The 25,170-nt window shown below is 34.9% G+C and carries 21 protein-coding genes, 1 other RNA gene, 1 pseudogene and 1 riboswitch; of the genes and pseudogenes, 18 read left to right on the forward strand and 5 right to left on the reverse strand.

What is annotated here, in order from left to right; all coding sequences use genetic code 11:
- Window positions 1–66 precede the first annotated feature (66 nt).
- Both LCM23_RS13715 and LCM23_RS13720 read right to left on the reverse strand, forming a co-directional pair.
- Window positions 67–729 carry an ABC transporter ATP-binding protein gene (locus LCM23_RS13715; RefSeq protein ID WP_224937466.1) on the reverse strand — a complete coding sequence of 221 codons (663 nt, stop codon included), beginning with the start codon at window positions 727–729 and terminating at the stop codon, window positions 67–69.
- Window positions 726–1,946 carry a peptide ABC transporter permease gene (locus LCM23_RS13720; protein ID WP_224937467.1) on the reverse strand — a complete coding sequence of 407 codons (1,221 nt, stop codon included), beginning with the start codon at window positions 1,944–1,946 and terminating at the stop codon, window positions 726–728. Before LCM23_RS13720 ends, LCM23_RS13715 begins: the two co-directional genes overlap by 4 nt.
- A gap of 1,197 nt (window positions 1,947–3,143) precedes the next feature.
- On the opposite strand from LCM23_RS13720, the pseudogene LCM23_RS26185 reads away from it, so the two are divergent.
- The 5 genes and pseudogenes from LCM23_RS26185 to LCM23_RS13745 all read left to right on the forward strand — a co-directional run.
- Window positions 3,144–3,296 (forward strand): annotated as a pseudogene (locus tag LCM23_RS26185) (FtsK/SpoIIIE domain-containing protein); the annotation flags it as partial.
- Window positions 3,297–3,360: 64 nt separating this feature from the next.
- A complete protein-coding gene (locus tag LCM23_RS13730) occupies window positions 3,361–3,789 on the forward strand; it encodes a hypothetical protein (RefSeq protein WP_224937468.1) in 429 nt (142 codons plus the stop codon).
- Between the two features lie 278 nt (window positions 3,790–4,067).
- Window positions 4,068–4,406: a hypothetical protein gene (locus LCM23_RS13735; protein WP_224937469.1), complete on the forward strand. Its 339-nt coding sequence runs from the start codon at window positions 4,068–4,070 to the stop codon at window positions 4,404–4,406.
- A 549-nt stretch (window positions 4,407–4,955) separates the two neighbouring features.
- Window positions 4,956–5,822: an ABC transporter permease subunit gene (locus LCM23_RS13740; RefSeq protein WP_224937470.1), complete on the forward strand. Its 867-nt coding sequence runs from the start codon at window positions 4,956–4,958 to the stop codon at window positions 5,820–5,822.
- Entirely contained in the window at window positions 5,815–8,133 is a 2,319-nt protein-coding gene (locus tag LCM23_RS13745) for an ABC transporter permease (RefSeq protein ID WP_224937471.1), read from the forward strand. Before LCM23_RS13740 ends, LCM23_RS13745 begins: the two co-directional genes overlap by 8 nt.
- A gap of 28 nt (window positions 8,134–8,161) precedes the next feature.
- Here LCM23_RS13745 and LCM23_RS13750 read toward each other — a convergent pair whose 3' ends face one another.
- Window positions 8,162–8,608, reverse strand: coding sequence for an Hsp20/alpha crystallin family protein (locus LCM23_RS13750; RefSeq protein ID WP_224937472.1), 447 nt, complete (start codon window positions 8,606–8,608; stop codon window positions 8,162–8,164).
- Between the two features lie 174 nt (window positions 8,609–8,782).
- Between LCM23_RS13750 and LCM23_RS13755 the strand changes: the two genes are divergently transcribed.
- Window positions 8,783–11,047 (forward strand): DEAD/DEAH box helicase, encoded by a 2,265-nt coding sequence (locus LCM23_RS13755; RefSeq protein ID WP_224937473.1) that lies wholly within the window; start codon window positions 8,783–8,785, stop codon window positions 11,045–11,047.
- 16 nt (window positions 11,048–11,063) lie between these two features.
- Window positions 11,064–12,320: a ribonuclease H-like domain-containing protein gene (locus LCM23_RS13760; protein WP_224937474.1), complete on the forward strand. Its 1,257-nt coding sequence runs from the start codon at window positions 11,064–11,066 to the stop codon at window positions 12,318–12,320.
- Window positions 12,321–12,344: 24 nt separating this feature from the next.
- Here the strand turns inward: LCM23_RS13760 and LCM23_RS13765 are convergent, their stop codons facing one another.
- Window positions 12,345–12,758 (reverse strand): VOC family protein, encoded by a 414-nt coding sequence (locus tag LCM23_RS13765; protein WP_224937475.1) that lies wholly within the window; start codon window positions 12,756–12,758, stop codon window positions 12,345–12,347.
- A gap of 443 nt (window positions 12,759–13,201) precedes the next feature.
- Here LCM23_RS13765 and LCM23_RS13770 point away from each other — a divergent pair, with 443 nt between their 5' ends.
- The 11 genes from LCM23_RS13770 (at window position 13,202) to LCM23_RS13820 (ending at window position 23,981) form a co-directional block, all read left to right on the forward strand.
- Window positions 13,202–13,453: a CotD family spore coat protein gene (locus tag LCM23_RS13770; protein ID WP_224937476.1), complete on the forward strand. Its 252-nt coding sequence runs from the start codon at window positions 13,202–13,204 to the stop codon at window positions 13,451–13,453.
- A 418-nt stretch (window positions 13,454–13,871) separates the two neighbouring features.
- Window positions 13,872–14,435, forward strand: a complete 564-nt coding sequence (locus tag LCM23_RS13775) for a DUF1273 domain-containing protein (protein ID WP_224937477.1) — start codon at window positions 13,872–13,874, stop codon at window positions 14,433–14,435.
- An 86-nt stretch (window positions 14,436–14,521) separates the two neighbouring features.
- Complete coding sequence (gene gpsB / locus LCM23_RS13780) at window positions 14,522–14,830, forward strand: cell division regulator GpsB (protein ID WP_224937478.1); 309 nt, start codon at window positions 14,522–14,524, stop codon at window positions 14,828–14,830.
- Window positions 14,831–14,907: 77 nt separating this feature from the next.
- Window positions 14,908–15,295: RNase P RNA component class B (rnpB, locus tag LCM23_RS13785), an RNA gene on the forward strand.
- 179 nt (window positions 15,296–15,474) lie between these two features.
- A complete protein-coding gene (locus tag LCM23_RS13790; protein ID WP_263624243.1) occupies window positions 15,475–16,623 on the forward strand; it encodes a THUMP domain-containing class I SAM-dependent RNA methyltransferase in 1,149 nt (382 codons plus the stop codon).
- A gap of 108 nt (window positions 16,624–16,731) precedes the next feature.
- Window positions 16,732–16,899 carry a hypothetical protein gene (locus tag LCM23_RS13795; protein ID WP_157733946.1) on the forward strand — a complete coding sequence of 56 codons (168 nt, stop codon included), beginning with the start codon at window positions 16,732–16,734 and terminating at the stop codon, window positions 16,897–16,899.
- A gap of 98 nt (window positions 16,900–16,997) precedes the next feature.
- Entirely contained in the window at window positions 16,998–18,929 is a 1,932-nt protein-coding gene (locus tag LCM23_RS13800) for an ATP-dependent DNA helicase (protein ID WP_224937480.1), read from the forward strand.
- Between the two features lie 165 nt (window positions 18,930–19,094).
- On the forward strand, window positions 19,095–20,615 hold the full coding sequence (locus LCM23_RS13805; RefSeq protein WP_404826610.1) for a carboxypeptidase M32: 1,521 nt from the start codon (window positions 19,095–19,097) through the stop codon (window positions 20,613–20,615).
- Between the two features lie 26 nt (window positions 20,616–20,641).
- The gene (locus LCM23_RS13810; protein ID WP_224937481.1) at window positions 20,642–21,553 is read left to right on the forward strand and encodes a DMT family transporter; all 912 of its coding nucleotides are present in this window, start codon (window positions 20,642–20,644) and stop codon (window positions 21,551–21,553) included.
- Window positions 21,554–21,853: 300 nt separating this feature from the next.
- A riboswitch (purine riboswitch) is annotated at window positions 21,854–21,955 on the forward strand.
- A gap of 119 nt (window positions 21,956–22,074) precedes the next feature.
- Window positions 22,075–22,674, forward strand: a complete 600-nt coding sequence (locus tag LCM23_RS13815; RefSeq protein WP_224937482.1) for a xanthine phosphoribosyltransferase — start codon at window positions 22,075–22,077, stop codon at window positions 22,672–22,674.
- Window positions 22,671–23,981 carry a nucleobase:cation symporter-2 family protein gene (locus LCM23_RS13820; RefSeq protein ID WP_224937483.1) on the forward strand — a complete coding sequence of 437 codons (1,311 nt, stop codon included), beginning with the start codon at window positions 22,671–22,673 and terminating at the stop codon, window positions 23,979–23,981. Before LCM23_RS13815 ends, LCM23_RS13820 begins: the two co-directional genes overlap by 4 nt.
- Window positions 23,982–24,269: 288 nt before the next feature.
- Here the strand turns inward: LCM23_RS13820 and LCM23_RS13825 are convergent, their stop codons facing one another.
- A complete protein-coding gene (locus LCM23_RS13825; protein WP_224937484.1) occupies window positions 24,270–24,884 on the reverse strand; it encodes a PH domain-containing protein in 615 nt (204 codons plus the stop codon).
- Window positions 24,885–25,170: the final 286 nt, after the last annotated feature.

Genomic DNA, 25,170 nt, shown 5'->3' on the forward strand with positions numbered 1-25,170 from the left:
GTGCCAAGAATGGTGAAGAAGAATATGCCAAGGATAAATGACATGATCATTGCAATGAACCCCATTTTATTCATTCCTTTCGAGTGTAATTATACGTTCATGACGATTGGCTACATCTAAATCATGAGTTACTGTAATAACAGTAGTATTAAATTCTTTATTCATATCAAATAGTAGATTGATAATTTTCTCTTTATTTTCCGAGTCTAAAGACGCAGTTGGTTCATCAGATAAAATTATTTGGGGATTCATAATTACGGCCCTAGCAAAAACGGCTCTAGATCGTTGGCCCCCAGAACAATCAAGTGGTTTTTTTTTCAAAATGGGCTCAATCCCAATTTTATTAGTAATCCGTTTAAAGCGCTCTTGTACAGTTAGATTTTTTTCAACGTTACCATACATAAGCGGCAATTTAATATTATCCTCTATGGTCAAAGAATTAATAAGCGAGGACTCCTGGAGAACAAAACCAATTTTTTGATTACGCCACTCAGCTAGTTTATTTCGTGATAAATCCTTAACAGGTGAATCAAAAAGCTTATAATTCCCTTGATAGTCTGTATCAAGTAGACCAAGAATATTAAGTAAAGAAGTTTTTCCAACTCCAGACTTTCCTACAATAGAAAGTCTTTCCCCAGGTTTCACTTCCAAATCAAAGTCATTTAGAATAGAAAAACCTTTCTTCTTAAATGTTTTTTTCTGGATTTCTAGCTTAATTATACTATTCATTGTAACACCCCTACGGATATCGGAATACTTTTAATTTTTTTTATCGTAAGTTCAACAATCACAAATGCAATAATAACATCTATAAAAAGAACAATAAGTAAAGCCATCCAATCCATGCTTATTAATCCAAATATTCCGTAAGTAGCAAAAGTTGAATCGTTTCTTAACCAAGAGCCGTATCTATTATAAGCGGTTATCACAGATAATATGACTAGAATAATAGAGAACAATATTCCAAAATAGCTATAGAAAATTGCTCTTAGTTTTGAATAACTTAATCCAACTAATAAATTGATTGTAAAATCTCTTATCATTAATCGAACACTCACCAAATTATTCCATATAGCGAGACCTACAATGATTATAGTTAAAATAAGGGTGATAGTACAGATGATTATTAATGAATTTAAATAATAATCTTCAAAGAAATCAAAGTTTTCTTGTTGATTAAAAAAGTTAAACTCTAAACCTACATTTTCCTTGATATTTTCTCTTAAATTCATTGCTTCTTCTTTTGTCGAATCAAGAAGCACAAGGTCCATTAAACCATTAACGTGGAGGTCAAGACCCGCATTTTGAATAAATTCTTCATTAATAGGTAGAAAAATTGAAAAGTTATGATAATTCTTTGAGTTGGGAGCATAAAAATTAGAACTTTGAGTATTCTTCTTCAAGACTCCTTGAACTTTTAAATTAACTAGTTGTTGGGTCACAGGATCTGTAATCTCAATATTTGACCCTACAGGATATGTTGTGGCCAAACCTGCACCTACTAAAATAGGTATATCATCTTTATTAAATTTATAATTGAAGTTTAAGTGGTCTCCTTGAGATAATTTCAATTGATTTATCTTATAAGCCTCTTCATCGATATAATTGAAAGGAACTTCCATCTTATGTTCATTAGGTAATGAAGTAACAAAACCATCGACTCGCAGAGCATAAGTGTAATTGTTGTTTAAGTATTCATATACTTTTTGTGTATCTTCTATATTAATTTCATTGAAATCAGCTTCACTATCTGGGTCTAGATTAGCAATAATAGTCCCTTCTTGATTTAGATTTTCCATTTCTCCATAGCCTTGAAAAGTTGATATAACTGAACGAACAGTTGTAAAAGAAAGATAATTGGCTAAAAAAAGTAATGTTATCATACCCAAAACAAGTATCGGTCTTTTTAAAAATATTCTAAGTATAAAAAAACGTAAAATTCTCATTCTTTTTCCACCTTAGCTGCACTAATTAATATATATATAATAAAAATAAAAACTAAGTAGAGATTACTGGTTACATTCAACTCTAAATAGAAGTTTAATAAGAGTGACAGTAAAAAACTAAACACTAATATAGTTAGACTATTCAAGATATATCGAATTACAACATTTACCATTGTATCTCCTACGAGTATTCGGCAGGATATTTCTGTTTTCTTACGATTTAAAAATTGATAGTGAAATACTATCATAATAAATGTAAGAAAAATATTTATTACAAGTTGATACTCTATAATACTTTCTAAAAAAGACTCTAAAATAAAAGAATCTCCTAAATCCAAAGTTTGTACATAAATAAATATTAAATTTGTAGAAAAACACATTAGATAGATAGCAAACGCCTCAATAACGTCGATAAATCTAAATAAAGAATATTTCAATAGTATCACCTTTTAGTTGACATCAACTACGTAGTTATTATTCATAATTAAAGTAATGCGGTATTTTATAAGATTTAAAAGTCTAATCGGGCCCTGTAGAAAAGTACCTATCAGGCCCGAACGATTTCTTATATTATATTGGATTTTTCTCAAAAAAATTATGAATATTAAAATTATAGAAAATTATTTTTTTGCTCCACGACTCCAAGAAAATTTCGTAGTATACTTGTCTCCCCATCTTAAATCGTCCCAAACAGAACCTGTCACTTTGCTAGAATAGGCGGTTTTGTTTAGCAAAGTTTTACCATTTCGTGAGTATTTAAACGAAGTAGACTTATAAGAAGAACTAGAGTAATTCCAGGCAGCCCCATTATACCTAATTTCAAGAACTTCTTTAGTAGAGGCTCTACTAGAAGAATTTCCGAAAGAGGCACCAAACGCTGTATTTGCACCTAGTCCAATTGAACCAACTACCAATACCGAGCAAATAAGTTTTGTCATTTTCTTTTTCGTATTTCATCCATACTTTCCATTATTTGTTTATTACGAGTATAAAAATAACATAATTTTCTTTAAACTACAATATTTGGTATGTAAAAAATATAATTTTTTACAAATAATATAATGATTAACAGATATCTTATTAATATGATAGAACTACAATCCACCAATCTTTGTAATTAATTATATATGATTCTGAGTATGAAAATGAAAGTTTTACCAATAAAAATTTAGCTAAAAAAAAGTAGGAGGAGTAACGAGATACGGAAAAACCGTATTTATTAAACGAACATTTTATACATTGCTGATGAATCAATCTGATAATATAGAGTTTTTTATCCTCGACTTAAAAGGTGGAATGGAGTTTGGTATGTACGAGGATATACCGCAAGTAAAAAAAAGTCGCGAGTGATCTAGTTGAATCAGCAGAGACTTTACTCGGGATACTTGAACGATTAAAGCTTAAACAGAAGCATATGCGTTCTAAGCGTTATACAAACATTGTAGATACTTCAATTAAACAACGTACATTTATAAATGTCGATGAAGGTGCCGAGTTATCTCCCGATATTGTAGGTAGTAATACAGAAGCTAAACAATATGCGAAATTTTGTCAGGGTGCGTTAGGTTATAGATTAATATTTTGCACACAATACACCACTGCACAAGCGGTCCCCATGCAAGTAAAGATGAATATTGTTGCGCGATTATCATTTGTTGCTGCTGCCCAAATAAGTAGTCGTGTAATTTTAGATGATGTTGGGGCAGAGGAATTGCCAAGTATACCGGGCAGAGCTATTTATAAAGTTGAAAAAAACAGGATTGTTCAGGTTCCATATATTAATGACAGTTTTATGTTCAAACTTTTGGAGGGGTTACAACATGTTATCATCAACACAAAGTAGGAATGAAAGTTTGTTAACAACAATTGATCACTTGGGCATAGTAAAAATAAAACATTTGCAAGTCATTCATGACTTAAAATCATATAGAAATGCTTGCAAAGTAGTTAAACAACTATCGCCATACATTAATGAGTCTTTTCATAATAAAGAAAAATAATCCACCTTAATAAAGCTGGAAGAGAATTAATTGGTTCTATAAAAGAAGAAAATAAAAGAAGTCTACTTGACCACACATTTCTACGAAATGAAGTATATATCTACTTTAAATGCCCACATGATTGGAAAACGAATATTCCATTGAATTTGAAGAAAAGACAATTAATTCTTTTGGTATATCATTTGGAAATATGCCAGTAGTGTCTAAGCGTAAAATTATCGCTGACGCTGTATTTAATAGAAATGGGTATATGCATTTAATTGAAGTAGATAACCAGAGAAAAATGATCGATAACAAAAAGAAGATTCAACAATATAAGAAGTTATTACCCAGCATAAAAGAAAGTGTGCCTAAGTTATTGTTTTTTACCACCACCGAGGATAGAAAGAAAAAACTAAGTGTGATGTTATCTGGAATAAGGAGTGAAGTTTATACGTTTCGCTTTTCTTCCATAAAATAAAAGAATGTGGTCAAGTCTCAAAATAATAAGCTTGACCACACAAATATCACGCACTCTAAACATTCACGAGAAAACAAACGAGTTTAATGCTTTTGTAGGTGATTAAATACAACGTAAGGAAACTTAAAGATATATTAATCAAATGTCGTCAATGGTAAAAGGGGTCGGTGGTTTCTTTAAGGTGTAGGGTTTAAATGCTAATAAAATGATCAAAAGGTTCATTGATGGATAAGTATACGGCAATGTTCTTTAAGGTGGCAATTATTAATTGGATTAATGCAGACATATACTTACTTTGGCCATGTGACCGCAAAAAATCACATGGCTTTTTATGATGACTCGTATCAGACATGACATCATAAAAAAGAGGTAATGCACAGTAATATTTGGCCGCCCTTTTTCTTCCATTTGAAAAGCTATTTAATAAATATAAATTTGAATGAAAAGTCCTTTATTCGGAAATGGGAGAATTGTCAAAAAAATATTGACAATAATGGAGGAAAGATGAAAAATAGTTAGCATGACGAAAGAAGCAGAAGGGGGAAAGAAATGGTTCGTTATATCCAGCAAATGATTATCGTCATCTTTCTTATATTATTTCTAGCAACTTTACCATCAATCGTTTTAGTTGACCCTGCAAATGGTACGGTTAGTTTGAATTTTGCCCAATTTCCATCAATGGTAGGAAATTTTTTTAAAGAGTTGAGCACCGGCAGCTTAGGTACATATTATGTAGGGATGGAGCAAAGGTCGATTGCTTCAGAGATTGGAGATAATTTTTTCACTTCCTTTTATATTGTTTTTGTGGGTGTATTACTTTCCATTCTATTAAGTTTATTATTCGGTATTTTCTTAAGTCGATTCTACTTAACAAAAATTTTCCGTGTCATGATGAATATCATCTCAACCATTCCGGATTTTATTTTTATTATTTTTGCTCTACTCTTCGCGGTGAATATTTATAAATGGACAGGCTTTAGAGTCGTCTCCTTTTTACCGAATGAGGGTGCATTGAATATTTGGTTCCCGATGGTTCTTGTTGCGATTGCCCCTTCTATTTATCTATTTAAATTGATTTCTGAGAGGTACTTCTTAATAGCTGGAGAAGATTATATTCGTACAGCTGTAGCAAAAGGATTGAAAGTTGATCGTATTAATTTTCAGCATGTGTATAAAAATATTGAGCCGTTTCTCACTGCTGACTTAGTGAAAGTATTATCCCTTGCCATCGGTAATTTATTTATTGTGGAATATTTGCTCAACGTCTCAGGTCTAACCAAGTTTGTTTTTCAAAGTTTTGGTGACCCTCAGCCTATTGCCATCGGGCTTTTTTGTATGCTAATCATTTCTCTACTTGTCTTTTTAGCTATTAGACTTTTACTTTATTTATTTAAACGAGGGTTTATTTATGAATAAGGTATATAATCGAAATTACGCATTGTATTTAGGGATAGTTAGTGTAACGATTGTCTTATTTTTTACGGTATTTGGTCCGAAAATAGCCCCACACTCCATCTTCATGGCTTTAGAGGTGAAGTATATTGATGGCGATGTCATTTCACCCCCATTAAAACCATTTGAATCAATGGCTTACCCTTTAGGGACTGATCGGTGGGGGTACGATTTATTGTCAATGATACTTTATGGTTTGCGATATACGGTGTGGATTGCCATTGCGGTTGCTACTATAAAAATGATAATCGGTACAGTACTAGGGATGTTTATTGGTACATGGAAAAAAACACCGTCTTTCATTATCGCTTTTGAAGGAGCTTGGAGTTATGTACCTGCATTTTTAATTTTATATTTCTGCTTGTTGCCTATTAATTTTGGTTCTATATTGGAAACACCTATTCTTATAGCGTATTTCATCGTTATTGCCTCACTTGTTGGTACTCCTAGTATCGTATCTTCTGTTAGGCAAAAAACAGCTGAAATTTATAAAAGAGATTTTGTTTTGGCATCAATGACTCTGGGTGCAAAGAGGTGGAGACTGTTATGGCGTAACGTGTTTCCCCAATTAAAAGAATCATTACTTGTGATGTTCACAATGGAAATTGTTTATGTGATTACAATCATGGGACAGTTAGCTTTATTAAATATTTTTATCGGCGGAACGATTGTTAGAAATGATCCTGTTATCTATTTATCGGTTACAAAAGAATTATCAGGTCTTGTTGGGCAAGCGAGAGAGAATTTGATGGGCAATCAATATATTTTAATGGTGCCACTTATCATTTTGTTAATAACCACGATATCTTTTAGCTTATTAACCGCGGGGTTAAAAAATAAATTCCAAGCAGATTATGCTAGAATGCCTTGGATCAAAACTGGAATTAAACCAAAAGGGAGACCCACACGAAAAAGATTAGGAGAAAAGCGAATACTAAACTTTAGTTTACATAAAGTAGGTTTTGCTATCCTTTTTTTATTATTTGTTTTAGGGGGCCTATTTGTTAATCAATATAGTGATTCGAAAATTGGTGTAACAAATGAAAATAAAGGAGACTATTCTTTAGAGCTTTCCATGGTAAGTGAAAATGAGTTTACAGTGAAAGAAGAGGTGTCAGTTAAGAACGAATCAGAAGATAAATGGAAAGAGCTCATATTTTTTGCACCGAGAAATTTAGCTCAATTAGAACTGAATGAAATCATTGTAAACCAGGAAAATCTACCATATGAAATAAAGGATGATGTTTATTACATTACGTTACCTGAAAAATGGCAAGGCGAGAGTAGATTTGATGTGCAATTCAACTATAGCATGACAGGAATAGAGGATGCTGATATTTTCCAAGACTGGTATTTTGCATTAGCACCATATAAAAACGGAAGATGGGCAGAAGCGACAAAAGATAATCCATATATTCATCATCATCATGCATTATTGTCTTCATTTAAAGTGAGTTATGACCTTCAAACAGGATATACATTTATATCTTCTGCTATTGAGAATGACAAAGAAAAGGTTTCCATTGATGATGTGAAGAATTTCTCCTTTTCTATTGTGTCTGATAATTGGGAGAAAAATGAAAGGATTACACAGAAGGATACGCAGGTTAGCTTTTTGCAACAATCTCCATCACGGAAGGAATTAACTGAAGAAGAGATTATAGCAGTTTTTGATTATTTTGAAGAGGCGATAGCACCTCTACCATTTAAGCAAGTAGATATTTTTATAAGCGATTCCTTGGAAACTGAGAGTGTGCCTGGGATGGTCATACTGAATGCAGAAGGTGCTCAGAATCCATATATATTAGCTAAAGAGGTGGCTGCTCTCTATTTTGCATCGGCTATCAGTCAGGACCCTCAAAAGGATAGCTGGATTGGATCGGGTCTATCGCATTTAGCTGCTTATCAATACAGCGTTGATCAAGGTGAGGAAAGTAAGCAACAGGCTTTGGCTTACCTACAAGAAGAATTAGGGGCATTAGAAGAGCATGTGAATGGAAGCCAAGTATCCAATACCAATATCAATGAGGTTGAACATGAAGCCATATTAAATGCACAACCTGCTTGGAAAATAATCGAATTAATCGAAGAACATTACGCTTATAGAGGGATTAGTCCCGAAGAAGTAGGTGAGAAATATTTATCTTCCTTTTACGAACAGTTTGCCAGAAGAGAAGTAGATACTGAAATTTTCCTTCAGTTTACACGAGACTACTTCAGTGTACCTTCAGGAGCTTTTAATCAGTGGTTAAATACAGAAGCAAGTAGAAAATAGATTTACTACTTGCTCTACAGTCATTATATTATTGTAAGTTGATCCTTTTACCTTTTGGTTTAGGCACTTTTACGATGAGTAAGCCATTAGTGTGAGAAGCTTGAATGGTGCTTTCATCGATAATAAAAGGTAAAGGGATCGTCCTAGTTGATTGTTGGAATGCCTGTTTTTTTTGATATATTTGCTGTAAGTCATCTTCACGCGTCTCAATATCGAGTCGGTGAATCGTAATTTTAATATAATTATTAATGGCATTCAATTCAATTTGTTCACGGTTTATGCCTGGCAGTTCCGCTTTTATAATATAATCTTCGGCGTTTTCATTTACTTCTACATGAAAAGAAGTAGCGAAAGGAAACGGATTTTTAAAAAAGTCGTCCATTGTCTGCATGAAGTTTTTTACAGGTTTATCATGAAAAAACTGATTCATGGATTTCATTAAATCTCCGAACGGCTCCTTTCTTTTTTCACTCATGTAACTCCCTCCCAAATCAATCAAACATTTCCTTTTATTCTATGCACTCGATAAAGTTTGGGTGATTTTAAAACTCAAATAGGCTAGATGGAATAATATTCTAATAAATAAATCGTAAAAAAACCTTTTTCTGCGAACGTTTATTCGCTAGAATAAAGTGATGAGGTGAAGAACGTGAAGGTGAAAAAGAATTTACAAGAACTGATTAAAGAGCTCAAGCAATCCGATAAATTTGGAGAACAAATAACGTATTGGCATACTTTGGAAGAGAAGGAAGCGCAAGTAGCGGATATGCCGATTGGACTAGATTCTCATTTAATGAGCGCCTTAGAAAAAAGAGGAATATCCCGTCTGTATACCCATCAGCGCTCAAGTTACGATGCCGTTATGGCTCATCAGTCCATTGTTGCTGTTACACCAACAGCGTCGGGAAAGACCTTATGTTACAATTTGCCGGTATTGCAGACTATCATTAATAATCCACAAGCAAGGGCTCTATATTTATTTCCTACAAAAGCACTTGCTCAGGATCAGAAAATGGAAATCAATGAATTGATTGAAGAGTCATCTCTTTCCGTTAATAGCTATACATATGATGGTGACACGCCTTCAAATATAAGACAAAAAGTGAGAAGAGCTGGCCATATTGTTATGACTAATCCGGACATGCTTCATTCAGCAATTCTTCCACATCATACGAAATGGGTATCATTATTTGAAAATCTTCGTTTTATTATTATTGATGAATTACATATTTATCGCGGTGTATTCGGTTCTCATGTAGCCAATGTTCTACGGAGATTATTAAGAATCTGTGAGTTTTATGGAAGTAAACCCGTTTTTATATGCACTTCTGCGACTATTGCCAATCCCCTTGAACTTGCAGAGGAGTTAACAGAAACAAATATGAAATTAATTGACAATAATGGTGCGCCGAGCGGCCGTAAACATTTTGTGTTTTATAATCCACCACTTGTCAATCAGCCATTAAATATAAGGAGAAGTGCGACACTCGAGGTAAGAAGGCTAGCAAGTGAAATGCTAATGAACAAAGTGCAAACGATTATTTTTGCCAAAAGCCGTGTGAGAGTGGAAGTATTACTCAAGTATTTACAAGAGCTAGTCAAGCATAAGATTGGACCGAAAGCAATCAGAGGTTATCGTGGCGGTTATCTTCCATCTGAGAGAAGATCGATTGAAAAGGGTTTGCGTCATGGAGAGATTTATGGAGTTGTTAGTACAAACGCACTCGAACTTGGCGTCGATATTGGTCAGCTGCAAGTTTGTATTATGACTGGTTACCCAGGGACAATTTCTAGTTCTTGGCAGCAAGCTGGTAGAGCTGGGCGTAGACATAGTGAATCACTCGTCATTATGGTTGCTAGCTCAAACCCATTAGATCAATATATCATTGATCATCCTGATTATTTCTTTAAACGAAATCCAGAAACAGCAAGAATCAATCCGGATAACTTAATTATTCTCATCGATCATATTAAATGTGCTGCCTATGAATTGCCTTTTAAGAAAGGAGAGTCATTTGGTCGCTTTGAAACAGAAGAAGTATTAGAATATTTATCTGAAGAACAAGTACTGCACGAAAATCAAGAGAAGTATTATTGGATGAATGATTCTTTTCCAGCTCATAATGTCAGTTTACGGTCTGCATCGCAAGAGAATGTTGTCATAATCGATCAATCAGATGTGGCGAATGTGAAGGTGATTGGTGAGATGGACCGTTTTTCGGCGATGACATTGTTACATGATGAAGCCATCTACCTCCACCAAGGTACTCAATTTCAAGTTGAGTATTTAGATTGGGAAGAGAAAAAAGCTTTTGTACGAGAAGTGGCAGTTGATTATTATACAGACGCCAATTTAGCCGTCGAATTAAAAGTGTTAGAGGAAGATAAAACAAAGCGAATTGGAAACGAACAGATTGGCTATGGTGATGTGAGTGTAACGGCCATGGCAACGATATTTAAAAAAATTAAATTTGATACGCATGATAACATCGGCTCTGGACCCATTTCTTTACCAGAAGAAGAATTGCACACAAGTGCTACGTGGGTGACCTTTTTTGCAGAAGGATTGATGTTCGGAAAAGAACGACTGGAGCAAGGTTTAATAGGAGCCGCTCATGCCCTTAAAGCAATCGTGCCATTATTCGTTATGTGTGATCAGACGGACGTTCATGTCGTTCCGCAAGTAAAAGCTATTCATAATGAAAAACCAACCTTATTTTTCTACGATAAATACCCTGGCGGTGTAGGATTAAGTGAGAAAGTCTACGATGAAATTGATCAACTAATAAGAGAAGCCATCTCAATGATTGAGAGATGTCCTTGTGAAACGGGTTGTCCTTCTTGTGTTGGAACAGATCTTTCTTCTGAGACAGCTAAAGGTGATGTGTTAAAGTTATTTCAAACATGGCTATAAGGAGTAGGTGAGAAGTGTGTCATTAAAAAATAAATTGAATCGTTTACAATCACATATGTCTCATGCTACCGAGAAAAAAGTAGAAGTAGAGCAGAAGTCCCCATCCGTTTTCCCTTTCCAAGACGTATGGCAACAACACCATGTTTCTCCTTATCATGATATAGAAGGTAGTACTTGTCTCATTAGAGAAATTCATTATCCCCTAGATTATTTACATGGAAATTACCGCTTTCAAGAATTATACAAGGTCATTGAAAAATGGAACGAAACTACCGAGTGTCACCCGTTAACAGCGAGAGGCCATCAAGCAGAGGATTTGTTCTTTTTTGATACTGAAACAACAGGGCTTGGAGGTGGAGTAGGCAATACGATTTTCTTATTAGGGTATGCGAGCGTGAGTCGAAAAGGCGTCACATTAAAGCAACATATATTACCTGACCCTGGAGGAGAAATCGCTCTATATAAAAGCTTCTTAGAATCGATTGATTATACAACCATGGTGACCTATAACGGTAAAGCGTTTGATTGGCCCCAGTTACAAACACGGCATACATTAATTCGAGAACATTTACCCAAACTACCGCCTTTTGGTCATTTTGATTTATATCATGCTTCAAGAAGGTTATGGAAACATAAACTCGAGCGGACGAAGTTATCTATTGTTGAAAGAGAAGTATTAGGAGTAAAAAGAGAGGATGATATCCCAGGTTATCTTGCGCCGATGATTTACTTTGATTATTTAGATACTAAAAACCCTGAAGGCATGCTAGGTATAATGAAACATAATGAAATCGACATCCTCTCACTGATCACATTATATATCCACTTGTCTAACCAATTACTAGGGTTAGATAAAGAGCAAACCACAAGAGAAGCCTATGAGACAGCGAGGTGGTTTAGCTCTATTGGTGAAATCAAGAAAGCGCAAGTGGGGTATGAAGAATTAGCACAAATGAATGATGAAGCTGGTATAAAAGCGAAACATCAGCTAGCTTGGCAGTTGAAAAAGAAAAAGCAATGGGCTAAAGCAGCAGAGTTATGGCTGATGGTTTCCTCTGATGGCGATGACCAAGAAAAATTTAGCGCATGTGTTGAGTTGGCAAAAATATATGAACACAGGCTGCCTGATCTCATGAGAGCGATACAATTTACAGATAAGGCGTTTAAGCAAATAGAAACGAAAGAGAAATATAAAAAGCAAAAAGAGGGTCTGTATAAACGGCGTGAAAGACTCATAAGGAAATTACAGAAAAGGATCCACCAGGATGAATAATTGTCCCGGTGGATCTTTTTTTGTTTATATACCTGAAGTATTCATTAGAATGACTCCCCAGCCATCAGGGTCTGCAAATGTGAAACCCTTCTCCTCCCAATACGGGTTCTCTGGTAAAACAGAGTGGTATCCCAAGCCATGCAACCTATTTTTTATTTCTAGGATTTCTGATAATTGAGGAATATAAAAAACTAATAGGTCTTCTTTTGTAGGCGAAGGAACAGGCTGTCCAGATTCGTGTTGGATTATCTCTAAGTGATAACTAGCATTTGGTAAACCAATCATTATACCTTGATATCCACTATGACCTTGGAAAGACCCTATCTTTTGTAACCCTAAACCGCTGCAATAAAACCGTTCTATTTCTGTTAGTTGATTTGTCGGACGTGCGACTCTTACTTGAGCAACAGCTGCGCCATTTGACCATATCTTTGTCATTGGAAAACCTCCATTTCTTTCTTCAATCCTATTATAGAAAGAGGCGAGGTTTTTTGTCGTCTGATTGTTGTCTGAAATTTTATAAGACTTTAGACTTACTTCGTTTGTGTCATTCGTATTTATATTTGTAAAAAAACACCACTAAAAAGGACAACTTTCTTAGTTGTTTTATAAGATATTTCCTTGTACAATATTCCGTGTATGAAATGAATGCTAATTGCGAGGATGATATTTAAATGTATAGAGCTATTTTATATATTTTCTTTTTTGTCGTTATTATTACTGCCGTGTTTATGACCACGATGAAGGATAGTTTTTATAGTTTACTATTTATATAATGAAATAATTTGGGTGCGATTATAGGTGAATTTCTCAGGGCAGATTTCCTAACTTCTCATAGAATGAAAAAAAGGTTTTTTTATCGATTGAGAGGAGAGATTTTTATGCACCAATTTCCACCTAAACCAAATGAGTTGCAACCGATTGTTCATCCAACTAATCATCATGTTAACCATGTTTATGAGACCATCATTATTCCACATTTTCATCCCAGTCATACGACAACAGTGAAACATATTAATTATCAGCATGTACATTTCAATCATCCTTCTTCAGAAGTACCGGCTTTACATGGGCAAGTATCGTATCGCCCTTTGCCAGTTCATCCTTTCAACAGAAGGTTTAGGAGATATTGAACATGAATCATTAAAGGGCTCATCATATTGTATGGGTCCTTTTTACTATTCGTTAATGCAATTGAAATAAGCGCGTGAAAAGAATATACAATATGTATTTGAAGGCCATATCATGATTTGGATTTCGGTTAGTTATCCAAACTTTCGAACAATGAGCAAAATAAGGAAAGAAAGCTGAGAAACTTCCTCGTAAATAGACGATTAATCAAAGAATAAAGATAAAGCTGGTTTTACAAAGTTCACTTATTAGAAAAGATTGGTTCGAAATGTAAGCAAGAGAAGCTCTATCATTTCTAGGCATCATCACCTTAAAATGAAAGATACCTTGTCTTCCCTTTATAATCTTTCGATTTAAATAAGGGAATATGTTAAAATTAGGCTAATATGAAGTTGAAATAGACGCAAGGAGAAGTTAAAATTGGTAAAAGTAACCACTGTATCAGGTTATAAGCCTTTCGAATTAGGAATTTTTAAAAAAGATGAACAAGCAGTGACGTATATCAAAAGAGCAATAAAAAAACAATTGCTTTCATTACTTGATGAAGGATTAGAGTGGGTGCTCATTAGTGGGCAGCTTGGAACGGAGCTATGGGCTGCAGAGGTCGTGTACGAGTTGCAGGAGGAAGGATTTGAACACTTACAGTTAGGTGTGATTACGCCTTTTTTAAATGTAGAGGGGAATTGGAAAGAAGATAATAAGGAATGGTATGAATCAATTGTAGCAAGTGCTGATTATGTTGATGCAGTTTCGCGTAAGCCTTATGAAAATCCTAATCAATTTAAAATGAAGAACATTTTTCATCTATCGAAGAGTGATTGTCTTATCCTTTTTTATGATACGGAAAAAGAAGGGTCTCCCAAATATTTATTTGAAGAGGCACTTAATTATCAAAATAAAGAAAATTACTCCATACATCAAATCTCGTTTTATGATATACAATTAATAGTAGAAGAAGATCAAATGACCCAAGATGGATTTTAACGCGTGAAACCGATAAATTAAATTGACAAAAGTGTTGTTATTTGAAAAAATAAAGAATACTATTGGCGATACTAGAGGTGAGTATAATGCTATCTGATAAAGTAAAATTAACGAGTAAGGATATATTAGAAAAAGAATTTAAAACCGCCATGAGAGGCTACAAACCTGAAGATGTAGATAAGTTTTTAGATTTAATTATTAAAGATTATGAAACCTTCCATGCTGAAATTGAAGAATTACAACATGAAAACTTGAAATTAAGAAAAGAACTTGAGGAGTCTAATAATAAAAGACCTCAAGCAGCTTCTCAACCAGCTGGTACAACAAATTTTGATATCCTTAAAAGGTTATCAAATTTAGAGAAGCATGTATTTGGGAGTAAATTGTACGATTAATTAAACATTAGTGACTTTCAAAAAAGCCCTTGCTATTCATAAGAATATTACATATAATATTCGTTGTATCATTAATAACGTTCGGGTAATCGCTGCAATTTTTTAAATTGTAGAGGAAAGTCCATGCTCACACAGGCTGAGATGCCAGTAGTGTTCGTGCCTGGCGAAGACATAAGCTAGGGCAACTTTAACAGTTGACGGCAGGGAAAATACCTAAGTCTTTTTAAAGATAGGGTATGAATACCTATAAAAGTGCCACAGTGACGAAGTCTTTTCAGAAATGAGAAGAGTGGAACGAGGTAAACCCCGCGAGTGAGAAACCCAAATTATGGTAGGGGCACTTTCCTAAAGGAAATGAACTGATAGGAAGGACAGGCGTATTCGTCTGTAGATAGATGATTACCACTATGTACGAGGCAATACATTGCCGTTTGTAGTACGTAGAACAAAACATGGCTTACAGAACGGAATTAATGTAAAAAAAAAGAAATTATAGGCTCTCCTATTATAAGGAGAGCTTTTCTTTCAATTAAAGAATAGAAATCAGTTAATTAGGTGTACTTTAATAAACGAAATTATACGCTTAGACTTAATAAACTTTGTGTAAACTTGCTGTTAAGCGAGATCGAATAAGAGATAAAAGGATGAACGTTGTGTCTAAATTTCAATTGATTGCCACCTCTGCAATGGGGCTAGAGGCACTTGTAGCCAAGGAAGTTCGTGCGCTTGGCTATGAATGTCAAGTTGATAATGGAAAAATCACTTTTGAAGGTGATGCGCATGCGATTGCACGAAGCAATATGTGGTTAAGAACTGCTGATCGTATCAAAATCAAAGTGGGAGAATTTAAAGCAAAAACTTTTGATGAATTATTTGAGAAAACAAAGGCTTTACCATGGGAAGCATTTCTTCCGGAAAATGCAGAGTTTCCTGTTTCGGGTAAATCGGTTAAGTCCAAACTATTCAGTGTTCCTGATTGTCAAGGGATTGTAAAAAAAGCGATTGTCGAACGATTGAGGCATCATTATAAAACAGATGGTTGGTTAGATGAGAATGGCCCGTTGTTCAAGATTGAAGTGGCTCTTCTTAAGGATGTAGCAACAATAACAATCGATACGAGTGGAAGTGGATTGCATAAAAGAGGTTATCGAACCGGACAAGGTGAAGCACCACTTAAGGAAACTTTAGCAGCGTCACTGATCATGCTTACTAATTGGCATCCAGACAAACCATTTGTAGATCCTTTCTGCGGGTCGGGAACGATTCCTATTGAAGCTGCTTTAATAGGGCAGAATATCGCTCCTGGTTTTAACAGAGAATTTGTTTCAGAAGGTTGGGGCATTATCCCTACTAAAGTTTGGGATGAGGTAAGAATGGAAGCGGAAGATCTTGCTAATTATGATCAACCACTAGACATTACTGGAACGGATATTGATCATCGTATGGTGAAAATTGCTGAAGAGAATGCTTTTGAAGCGGGACTTGGCGATCTTGTGCAATTTAAACAGATGCAAGTCCGTGATTTTACAACGACAAAGGACTACGGTGTCATTGTAGGAAATCCGCCATATGGTGAGCGGTTAGGTGATAAACCAGCAGTCCAAAGAATGTATAAAGAAATGGGTGAAGCTTTGTCTTTACTTGATACATGGTCTATTTATATCCTCACTTCTGATGAAGAATTTGAACAAGTGTTTGGAAAACCTGCAACAAAGAAAAGAAAACTTTTTAATGGGTTTATTAAAACAGACTACTATCAATATTGGGGCAAGCGACCTCCACGCAATAATTAATGGACTCTCCATGAGATTTATGATTGTATTTCTCTTTTTAAAGCAGGTATATGATGCCATAAAAGTGAATAGAATACATATATCGAATGGTTCATGGAGGTCATGATAATGAAAGATACGCAAATTGATTTTCACAAAATAATGCAAGCAATTGATGGATCTATACAAGCGATATCAACAGATCAAATGAAAGATAGTGATGCACTAAAAAAATTGCAATCCGCCCAACAAGAAATTAGGCATGCATTATCGTATTCATTATCAAAAATAAATTAAAGAGATAGTAATCGCTTATCGAAACCTTGTATGATTGAGGGGTTTCGACTTTTTTTTGCTACAATAGGGTTCATAAAAGAAGAAAACGGGGGAACGTCATGCAACAGAGTCAGATGCCGTTTACGGTTGAAAAAACAGAATCATTCTACGAGAAACTAGGGGATTGGATTGGTGATGTATTCTATGATCTACTTCCAGAGAGTGGATTTGATATACGCGATGAACAAATTTATATGGCCTTCCAATTAGAAAATGCGATGAAAGATCGAAAGGTCGTATTTGCTGAAGCAGGAGTGGGAACAGGAAAAACCATAGTCTATTTATTATATGCCCTTTGTTACGCGCGGTACCGCCACCAGCCTGCGATTATTGCTTGTGCTGATGAAACGTTAATTGAACAGTTAGTAAAGCCAGAAGGAGATATTGCCAAGTTAGAGAAAGCTTTAAATTTAAATATCGATGTTCGTTTAGCTAAATCAAGAGAGCAATATTTATGTTTGAATAAGCTGGATAAACAGCTAGCATCGATTGATAGTGATGATATCTTTATGGATGTACACGAAAGCCTCCCATCCTTTGTTGAGGAAAATGTCTCCATGAAAAAGTTTACACCTTATGGTGATCGCAAAAGCTATCCGGAGCTGACTGATGAACAATGGGAGCAGATTGGTTGGGACTCTTTGCAAGATTGTTTCACTTGTGAAAAACGTCACCGTTGTGGGCAAACATTGCATCGAGACCATTATCGCCAATCAACAGACATCATTATTTGCTCTCATGATTTTTATATGGAACATATTTGGACAAAGGAATCAAGAAAGCGAGAAGGACAGCTACCACTATTGCCAGAAGCTTCAAGTGTTGTCTTTGATGAAGGACATTTGTTAGAATATGCTGCTCAAAAAGCTTTAACTTATCGACTAACTGAACAAATTTTAGAGTCTTTGTTAACGAGATTAATGGCAAACGATGTACGTGAAAAAACATTGCATACAATTGAAGATACAATTTACCAAAGTGAAATGTTCTTTCGCATACTATCACAAACGACTGAGAAAATTGCAGGCTCTGAAAAACAAATGATTAAACGAGAGAAAGCTTTAATAGACGAGGCGAAAAAACTATTTGCCCATATTAGTCAACTAGAAGAAGAACTCGTGTTTGAGAGTGAAATGTATGTCATTAATGAATACGAACTAAAGGTTGTGGAAGAGTATCTTGAGCAGATTTCCTATTCTTTATCACTATTTATTAAAGACCAAAGTGGTATCGCCTGGTTTGAAGAAGAAAAAGAAGAAAGAACTTTAATCATTATGCCGAGATTGGTAGAAGAAATTATGAGAGAAGAAGTATTCTCTCAGGACATTCCTTTTATCTTTTCATCAGCGACTTTATCTGAAGAACAATCGTTTAACTATATTGCCAAAAGCTTAGGGGTCGATGATTTTCTTTCCTTCACAGTAGAATCACCATTTGATTACGAAAATAATATGACTGCCTTGGCACCATTCTTTGAGACAGGTGACCATCAGCAAAAAATGGATTATATGATTGCGCAATTAAATAAGATGCAAGGCGGTAGTTTACTTCTTTTTTCAAAAAAAGAGGAGTTATCGCTGTTTAAAGAATATGCAGAAGGAAAACTTACCTACCCGATTTATTTTGAAGGAGAAGCAGAAATTAGTACGCTCGTTTCAAAATTCCAAAATGAAGAGCAGTCCATTCTTGCGTCAGTGCATTTATGGGAAGGTTTGGATATTCCTGGTGTATCGCTTGAAAATGTCTTTATCTATTCATTGCCTTTTCCACCTAATGACCCAGTGTTCCAATCAAAAAGAGAACAAACAAGCAAGGCTTTTGAAGAGGTGGACATGCCTTATATGTTGTTGCGCATGAGACAAGGCATAGGCCGCCTGATTCGTACGAATGATGATCATGGTAATGTGCATATTTTATTTGACGAAAATCATTCGGAAGAGGTTAAGGAAAAAGTATTGAATATACTGCCTGTGATGGTTAATAATGGTTAAAATGAAAGAGAGACTTCAATTTAGGTCTCTCTTTTATTATGGGCTAAATAAATACTTTGATTGTTATTTTTAATTATGTAGTAACTAATAAAGATAAATAAAACATCAGCTTTTATAGAATAGATTATGCTAAAATAAACCTAGTAATAAGAAGGGGGAATGACGATGGATGCGATGATTACTAATGTTGAAAATGAGTTTTTAGCATTTGTTAAAAAAGTGATGGCTTATAAGGAAGCAGTTTCTCTTATGCATTGGGATTTACGAACAGGTGCCCCGCGCAAAGGTGCTGAACAAAGAGCTGAAACGATAGGTATGTTGTCTTCTGAGATCTTTGCCATGTGTACGAGCGAAGAAATGGCGGCATACATAGGGAAGTTAAGTGATGAGCAGGCAAAAAATAACCTTTCAGAGCGAACGAATAGGTTAGTTGAAGTATGTAAAAAAGAGTATGATTTGAATAAAAAAATTCCTGCTGATGAATTTAGAGAATATGTATCTATTCAATCGCACGCTGAAACAGTATGGGAAGGGGCACGAGAAAAGTCAGATTTCTCAATGTTTTTGCCGTATTTAGAAAAACTCGTCGATTATAATAAACGTTTTATCAATTATTGGGGTTACAAAGAACATAAGTATAATACATTATTAGATCACCATGAACCAGGGATGACGGTGAAAACATTAGACGAAGTGTTCGGTCAGTTACGACAATCGATTGTGCCACTTGTAAAAGAAGTTGCTCAATCACAAAGTAAACCAGAAACAGATTTCCTATATGCAACTTTCCCTAAGGAAAAACAAAAGGAATTTACAATCCAAATTCTTAATCAAATGGGCTATGACTTTGAGGCGGGGAGATTAGATGATACCGTCCATCCATTTGCAACTGGTATTAATTCTGGAGATTACCGCATCACAACGAGATATGACGAAAATGATTTTCGCATGGCAGTATTCGGTACGATTCATGAAGGTGGGCACGCGATTTATGAACAAAATATCTCTAAAGAGCTAGAAAATACCCCCCTCCATCAAGGTACATCAACAGGTATACATGAATCACAATCGCTTTTTTATGAAAATTTTGTCAGTCGTCATAAAGGGTTCTGGCAACATAATTTTGCACTGCTCAATCAATATGCACCGGATCAATTTGACGGCATTACATTAGATGAATTCTATCATGCGATTAATGAATCTAAGCCATCTATGATTCGTATAGAAGCAGATGAATTAACTTATCCGCTTCATATTATGATTCGTTATGAACTAGAAAAGGCATTATTTAATGATGAAATCGAAGTGAAAGATTTGCCGCAATTATGGAATGAAAAATATGAAGAATATTTAGGGATTACGCCTAAAACTGATGCTGAGGGTGTCTTGCAGGACGTTCATTGGGCAAGCGGAAGCTTTGGATATTTCCCATCATACGCGTTAGGCTATATGTACGCAGCACAATTAAAACAAAGTATGTTGAAGAGTATACCTGAGTTTGATCAATTGTTAGAAGAGGGCAATCTTACCCCGATTAGAGAGTGGTTAACTGAGAATGTCCATCGCTACGGGCGTATGAAAGAGCCTTTAGAAATCATTCAATCGGCAACTGGAGAAGGCTTAAATGTACAGTATCTTATTGACTATTTAACAGATAAGTATCGTGCAATTTATCAACTAAACTAGATATCGCTAGAAACGGGGAGTGGAAGATGAAACGTATTCTGCCCTTTATAATGATTGCGGCTGGAGCAAGTTTATGGGGAATTATTGGCTTATTTGTGAAGGGATTAGCTTCTGCTGGTTTCACTTCAATGGAAATCGTAGCGATTCGCGCTATTTTTGCTGTTTTATTTTTATTGCTGATAGGTTTTATCCATTATCGCCAAGAGATGAAGTTACACGCTGTAGGTGATGTACGGTATTTCCTTGGTACAGGCATTTGTAGCATCGTGTTATTCAATTTTTGTTATTTCACGACTATGAGTGAGATGAGTATATCCATGGCAGTTATATTTCTTTATACAGCACCTGCATTTGTGACGATTCTATCATTTATGTTTTTAAAAGAGAAAATGACAATAAATAAAATTATCGCCGTTATTATGACAATGGCGGGTTGTATATTAATTGCAGGCTTAGCTTTAGGAGAGAGTCAAATAACCATTTTAGGTATAATTACTGGGTTAGGCTCAGGTATAGGTTATGCCCTTTATACAATATTTGGTAAATTTGCACTCAACCGCTATTCTCCGTTTGCCGTAACATTTTTTACTTTTATTATCGCAGCTGTTGTGCTTATACCAATAACAAGTTTGTGGGAGAAAAGTACACTCTTTATGCAAACTGATGTCATGCTTTTAAGTGTTGGCCTAGGGCTTATACCAACAGTACTTGCTTATATTCTTTATACAAAAGGGTTAGAGAAAACAGAAGGAAGTACAGCAGCAGTCATTTCCACAGTTGAACCTGTGGTTGCTACAATAATGGGTGTATTATTATTTAATGAAAGCCTTGTTTGGTTACAAGTAGTGGGTGCCCTGTTTATTGTCGGTTCAGTTGTTGTGGTGAACTTACCGCAAAAGAAAAGGAAGCGCTATACAAGCGATGAAATCACCCAATAATGAAGCTTATTAAGATATTTAAACATCTGAACCTATTCATTGAAGTAGGTTTAGATGTTTTTTTGTTAGAAATGATATAGTTTGCAGAAATATCAAGAGTAAAGATGATTTTAAGAGAAGGGAACATTTTTATAAAATGGTTATTTCTTTATATAAACGTAGTAACGGAAAATGAGATTTTAGAAAATTACCAATAATATACGAATGATAATTATAAGAAATTCTCTATTGTTCGTTTTTTCTATCATTATCCTATTGAATTTTTGAAGTCGCATGATATAATGATAGTAATTCAATTTAAATAACTTAATAGTTGTCATTCATATAATAGCGGAAATATGGTCCGCGAGTTTCTACCGAATAACCGTAAATTATTTGACTATGGGTGAGCAAGTGGAGGAGTAGTCTTTTATCTGCTCTTGTTTCCACACCTTTAAAACCTAAAGGTCCTTGCTGCACTCAAGTTGAAAGTGAAGCGGATGACTTTTAGGTTTTTTGTATTATAGCCAAGGGGGATAATTATGGAGCTGCTTAAAGAAAAAATCAAACAAGAAGGAAAAGTACTTTCAGATACTGTTTTGAAGGTAGATTCTTTTCTTAATCACCAAATTGATCCTGAGCTTATGTTAGAAATAGGCAAAGAATTTGCAGCTCGGTTTAAAGATGAAGGCGTGACGAAGATACTTACATTAGAATCTTCAGGAATTGCTCCAGCTGTCATGACTGGATTATATTTGAATGTACCTGTTGTCTTTGCTAGGAAGAGAAAATCTTTGACATTGGTTAATGATTTGTTAACTGCAGAGGTGTATTCATTTACAAAACAAGAAACCAATGAGATTTCAGTATCGCAAAAATTTATAAGTGAAAATGACCGTCTGTTGATCATTGATGACTTCTTAGCAAATGGGCAGGCTGCTCTAGGCTTAGCGGATATCGTGGACCAAGCGAAAGCATCTATCGCTGGTATGGGCATTGTCATTGAAAAGGGATTCCAAGATGGAGGAAAACAATTACGCAAAAAAGGTTATAAAGTTGAATCTTTAGCAATTGTTCAATCACTTGCGGATAGCAAGGTTACTTTTACACAAGTTGAAGAGATGGAGGAATCCTCAAAATGAATCAAAATCCGTTGAAATTAGCTTCCCTAGGAATACAACATGTGCTCGCCATGTACGCTGGAGCAGTTATTGTCCCATTGATTGTTGGTGGTGCCCTAGGTTTAACAGCAGAGCAATTAACCTATCTTGTATCAATTGATATTATGATGTGTGGGATTGCCACATTATTGCAAGTTTGGAAGAATAGATTTTTTGGTATCGGTTTGCCGGTTGTCCTAGGTTGTACATTTACTGCAGTAGGGCCGATGATTACAATCGGCGGAAACTATGGTATTACATCCATTTATGGTGCCATTCTTGTATCTGGATTATTTGTAATATTGGTTGCTACTTTCTTTGGTAAATTGGTTAGATTTTTCCCTCCTGTCGTAACAGGATCAGTTGTGACAATAATCGGATTAACTTTAGTTCCTGTAGCTATGAATAATATGGCTGGCGGGGAAGGTAGCCCAGATTTTGGTTCAACGGAAAATGTTATTTTAGCTTTTTCAACGCTTCTTGTTATCTTAGTTTTGTATAAGTTTACAAAAGGCTTTGTACGTGCTATTTCGATTTTAATTGGTATTATTGTTGGAACAATTATTGCTTCTATCATGGGGAAAGTGAATTTTTCAGCGGTTGGGGAGGCGTCATTCTTCCATATGCCACAGCCATTTTATTTCGGAATGCCTACCTTTGATTTGATTCCGATTCTTACAATGATTCTCGTGGCAATGGTCAGCCTTGTCGAATCTACGGGTGTATATTTCGCATTAGGTGATATTACGAATAAAAAATTAAAAGATAAAGACTTAGCAAACGGTTATCGTGCAGAAGGATTAGCGATCGTTTTTGGTGGTATTTTTAACGCATTTCCCTACACAACTTTTTCACAAAATGTAGGTTTAATTCAATTATCAGGTGTAAAGACCAAAAATGTTATTTATGTTGCTGGTGCATTTTTAGTCATCTTAGGGTTAGTACCTAAAATCGGTGCATTAACAACAGTTATTCCATCTTCTGTGCTGGGTGGAGCCATGCTTGCTATGTTTGGTATGGTTATAGCATCAGGAATTAAAATGTTAAGCAAAGTAGACTTTAACTCACAAGAAAACCTACTCATTATCGCTTGTTCTGTTGGTCTAGGTGTAGGGGTTACATTTGTTCCAACGATCTTTGCGAATCTACCAGAAAATATCCGTATTATTACTGAAAGCGGAATTGTGGTTGGGAGTTTAACGGCAATTATTTTAAATATCGTTTTTAATATGCTTGGAAAAAAGAGTGGAGTAAATGAAGAGGAAGTTGAGCAAGCGAAAGCTTCTTAATAGGTAATGAAAAGCAGCTGAATTCAAGTCAGCTGCTTTTCTTTGCTTTAAAAAAAGACGGTTCAAATCCGATTCATTAAAACTCGGTTTGATTGTTCATCTTTGATATAAAATGGATGATAGCAGTGGAACAAGGATTTGCTCGTACATCTAAAGGAAATTCATTCAAGATATCCGAGCAAAACTCGTTTTATTAGATATGTACTACGAATTGCTGATACATAAGAAATTATAAACGACATACCTTTGCCTTTTGTTTCATCTATAATCGGCAAAAGCCTTTTCTGTTTAGTTATTAATGTATTTTTCGAACACTGAACCGAAGTCTTTTTCATGTAGTTGATTTTTACTTGAGTCAAGCCAATTAAATGAAAATTCTGTGAGGGCTTGGAATTGTTTTGCTAGATCTTGTTCACCGATTCTCGAATTATGTAGAACTTGCACAGCTTTATCAAGGCTATCATTGGCCATTTTTAACATAATTTTGTTTTCATACACTTTTTCAGCAATATATAATAATGCCTTATATAAATCTTTCAATTCATCTACTTGTTTTTTATCAACATCAATACTGAATGGGACACTACCAAGATTAAATTTAATCTCTACATCTAAATCAATCTTACCAGCTGTTTCTAACTTTACGTCACTGACGTCAAATTGGAAGTAAGGATAACGCTTCATGACTCTTTTTGAAGAGATTGCGTTTTGCCCGTCAATATGAATTAAACCTAAGTTAGTAAAGCAATATTCATCACTTTTCGTCATGATAAGAAAATAGATTTTTTCATTATCTTCATGACGTACAAAATCATCTGATTGTGTTTTATCAAAATCCTCTGGTTTTATAATTTTTCCGATATCTGATAAGCCTAATGCATCTGAAGCAATTTTTTTAAACATTCTAATACGCCCCTCTGTTATATAATTAGTCGATTGTTTCCAACTTTCATTATAAGGGATATTGCATTATATTTGCATGACAGATTTGTAAAATTTTAAATAAGTATGAAATCAATTAAGGTAGAAAGAGAGAATGAAAGAAACTGTGAATGCTTAATAGCGATTTACTTAATCAACTTAATTAATAATTCGAGTTCGTTCCAGTTGCACCAATCGGGTTTGAATCTAATAATCTGTCCCCAATAATTAAGTTTATATCAATCCTACTATAAATTCCTTTGATCTC

This window comes from Cytobacillus kochii (assembly GCF_020171845.1).
GTDB classification, from domain to species: Bacteria; Bacillota; Bacilli; order Bacillales; family Cytobacillaceae; genus Cytobacillus; species Cytobacillus kochii.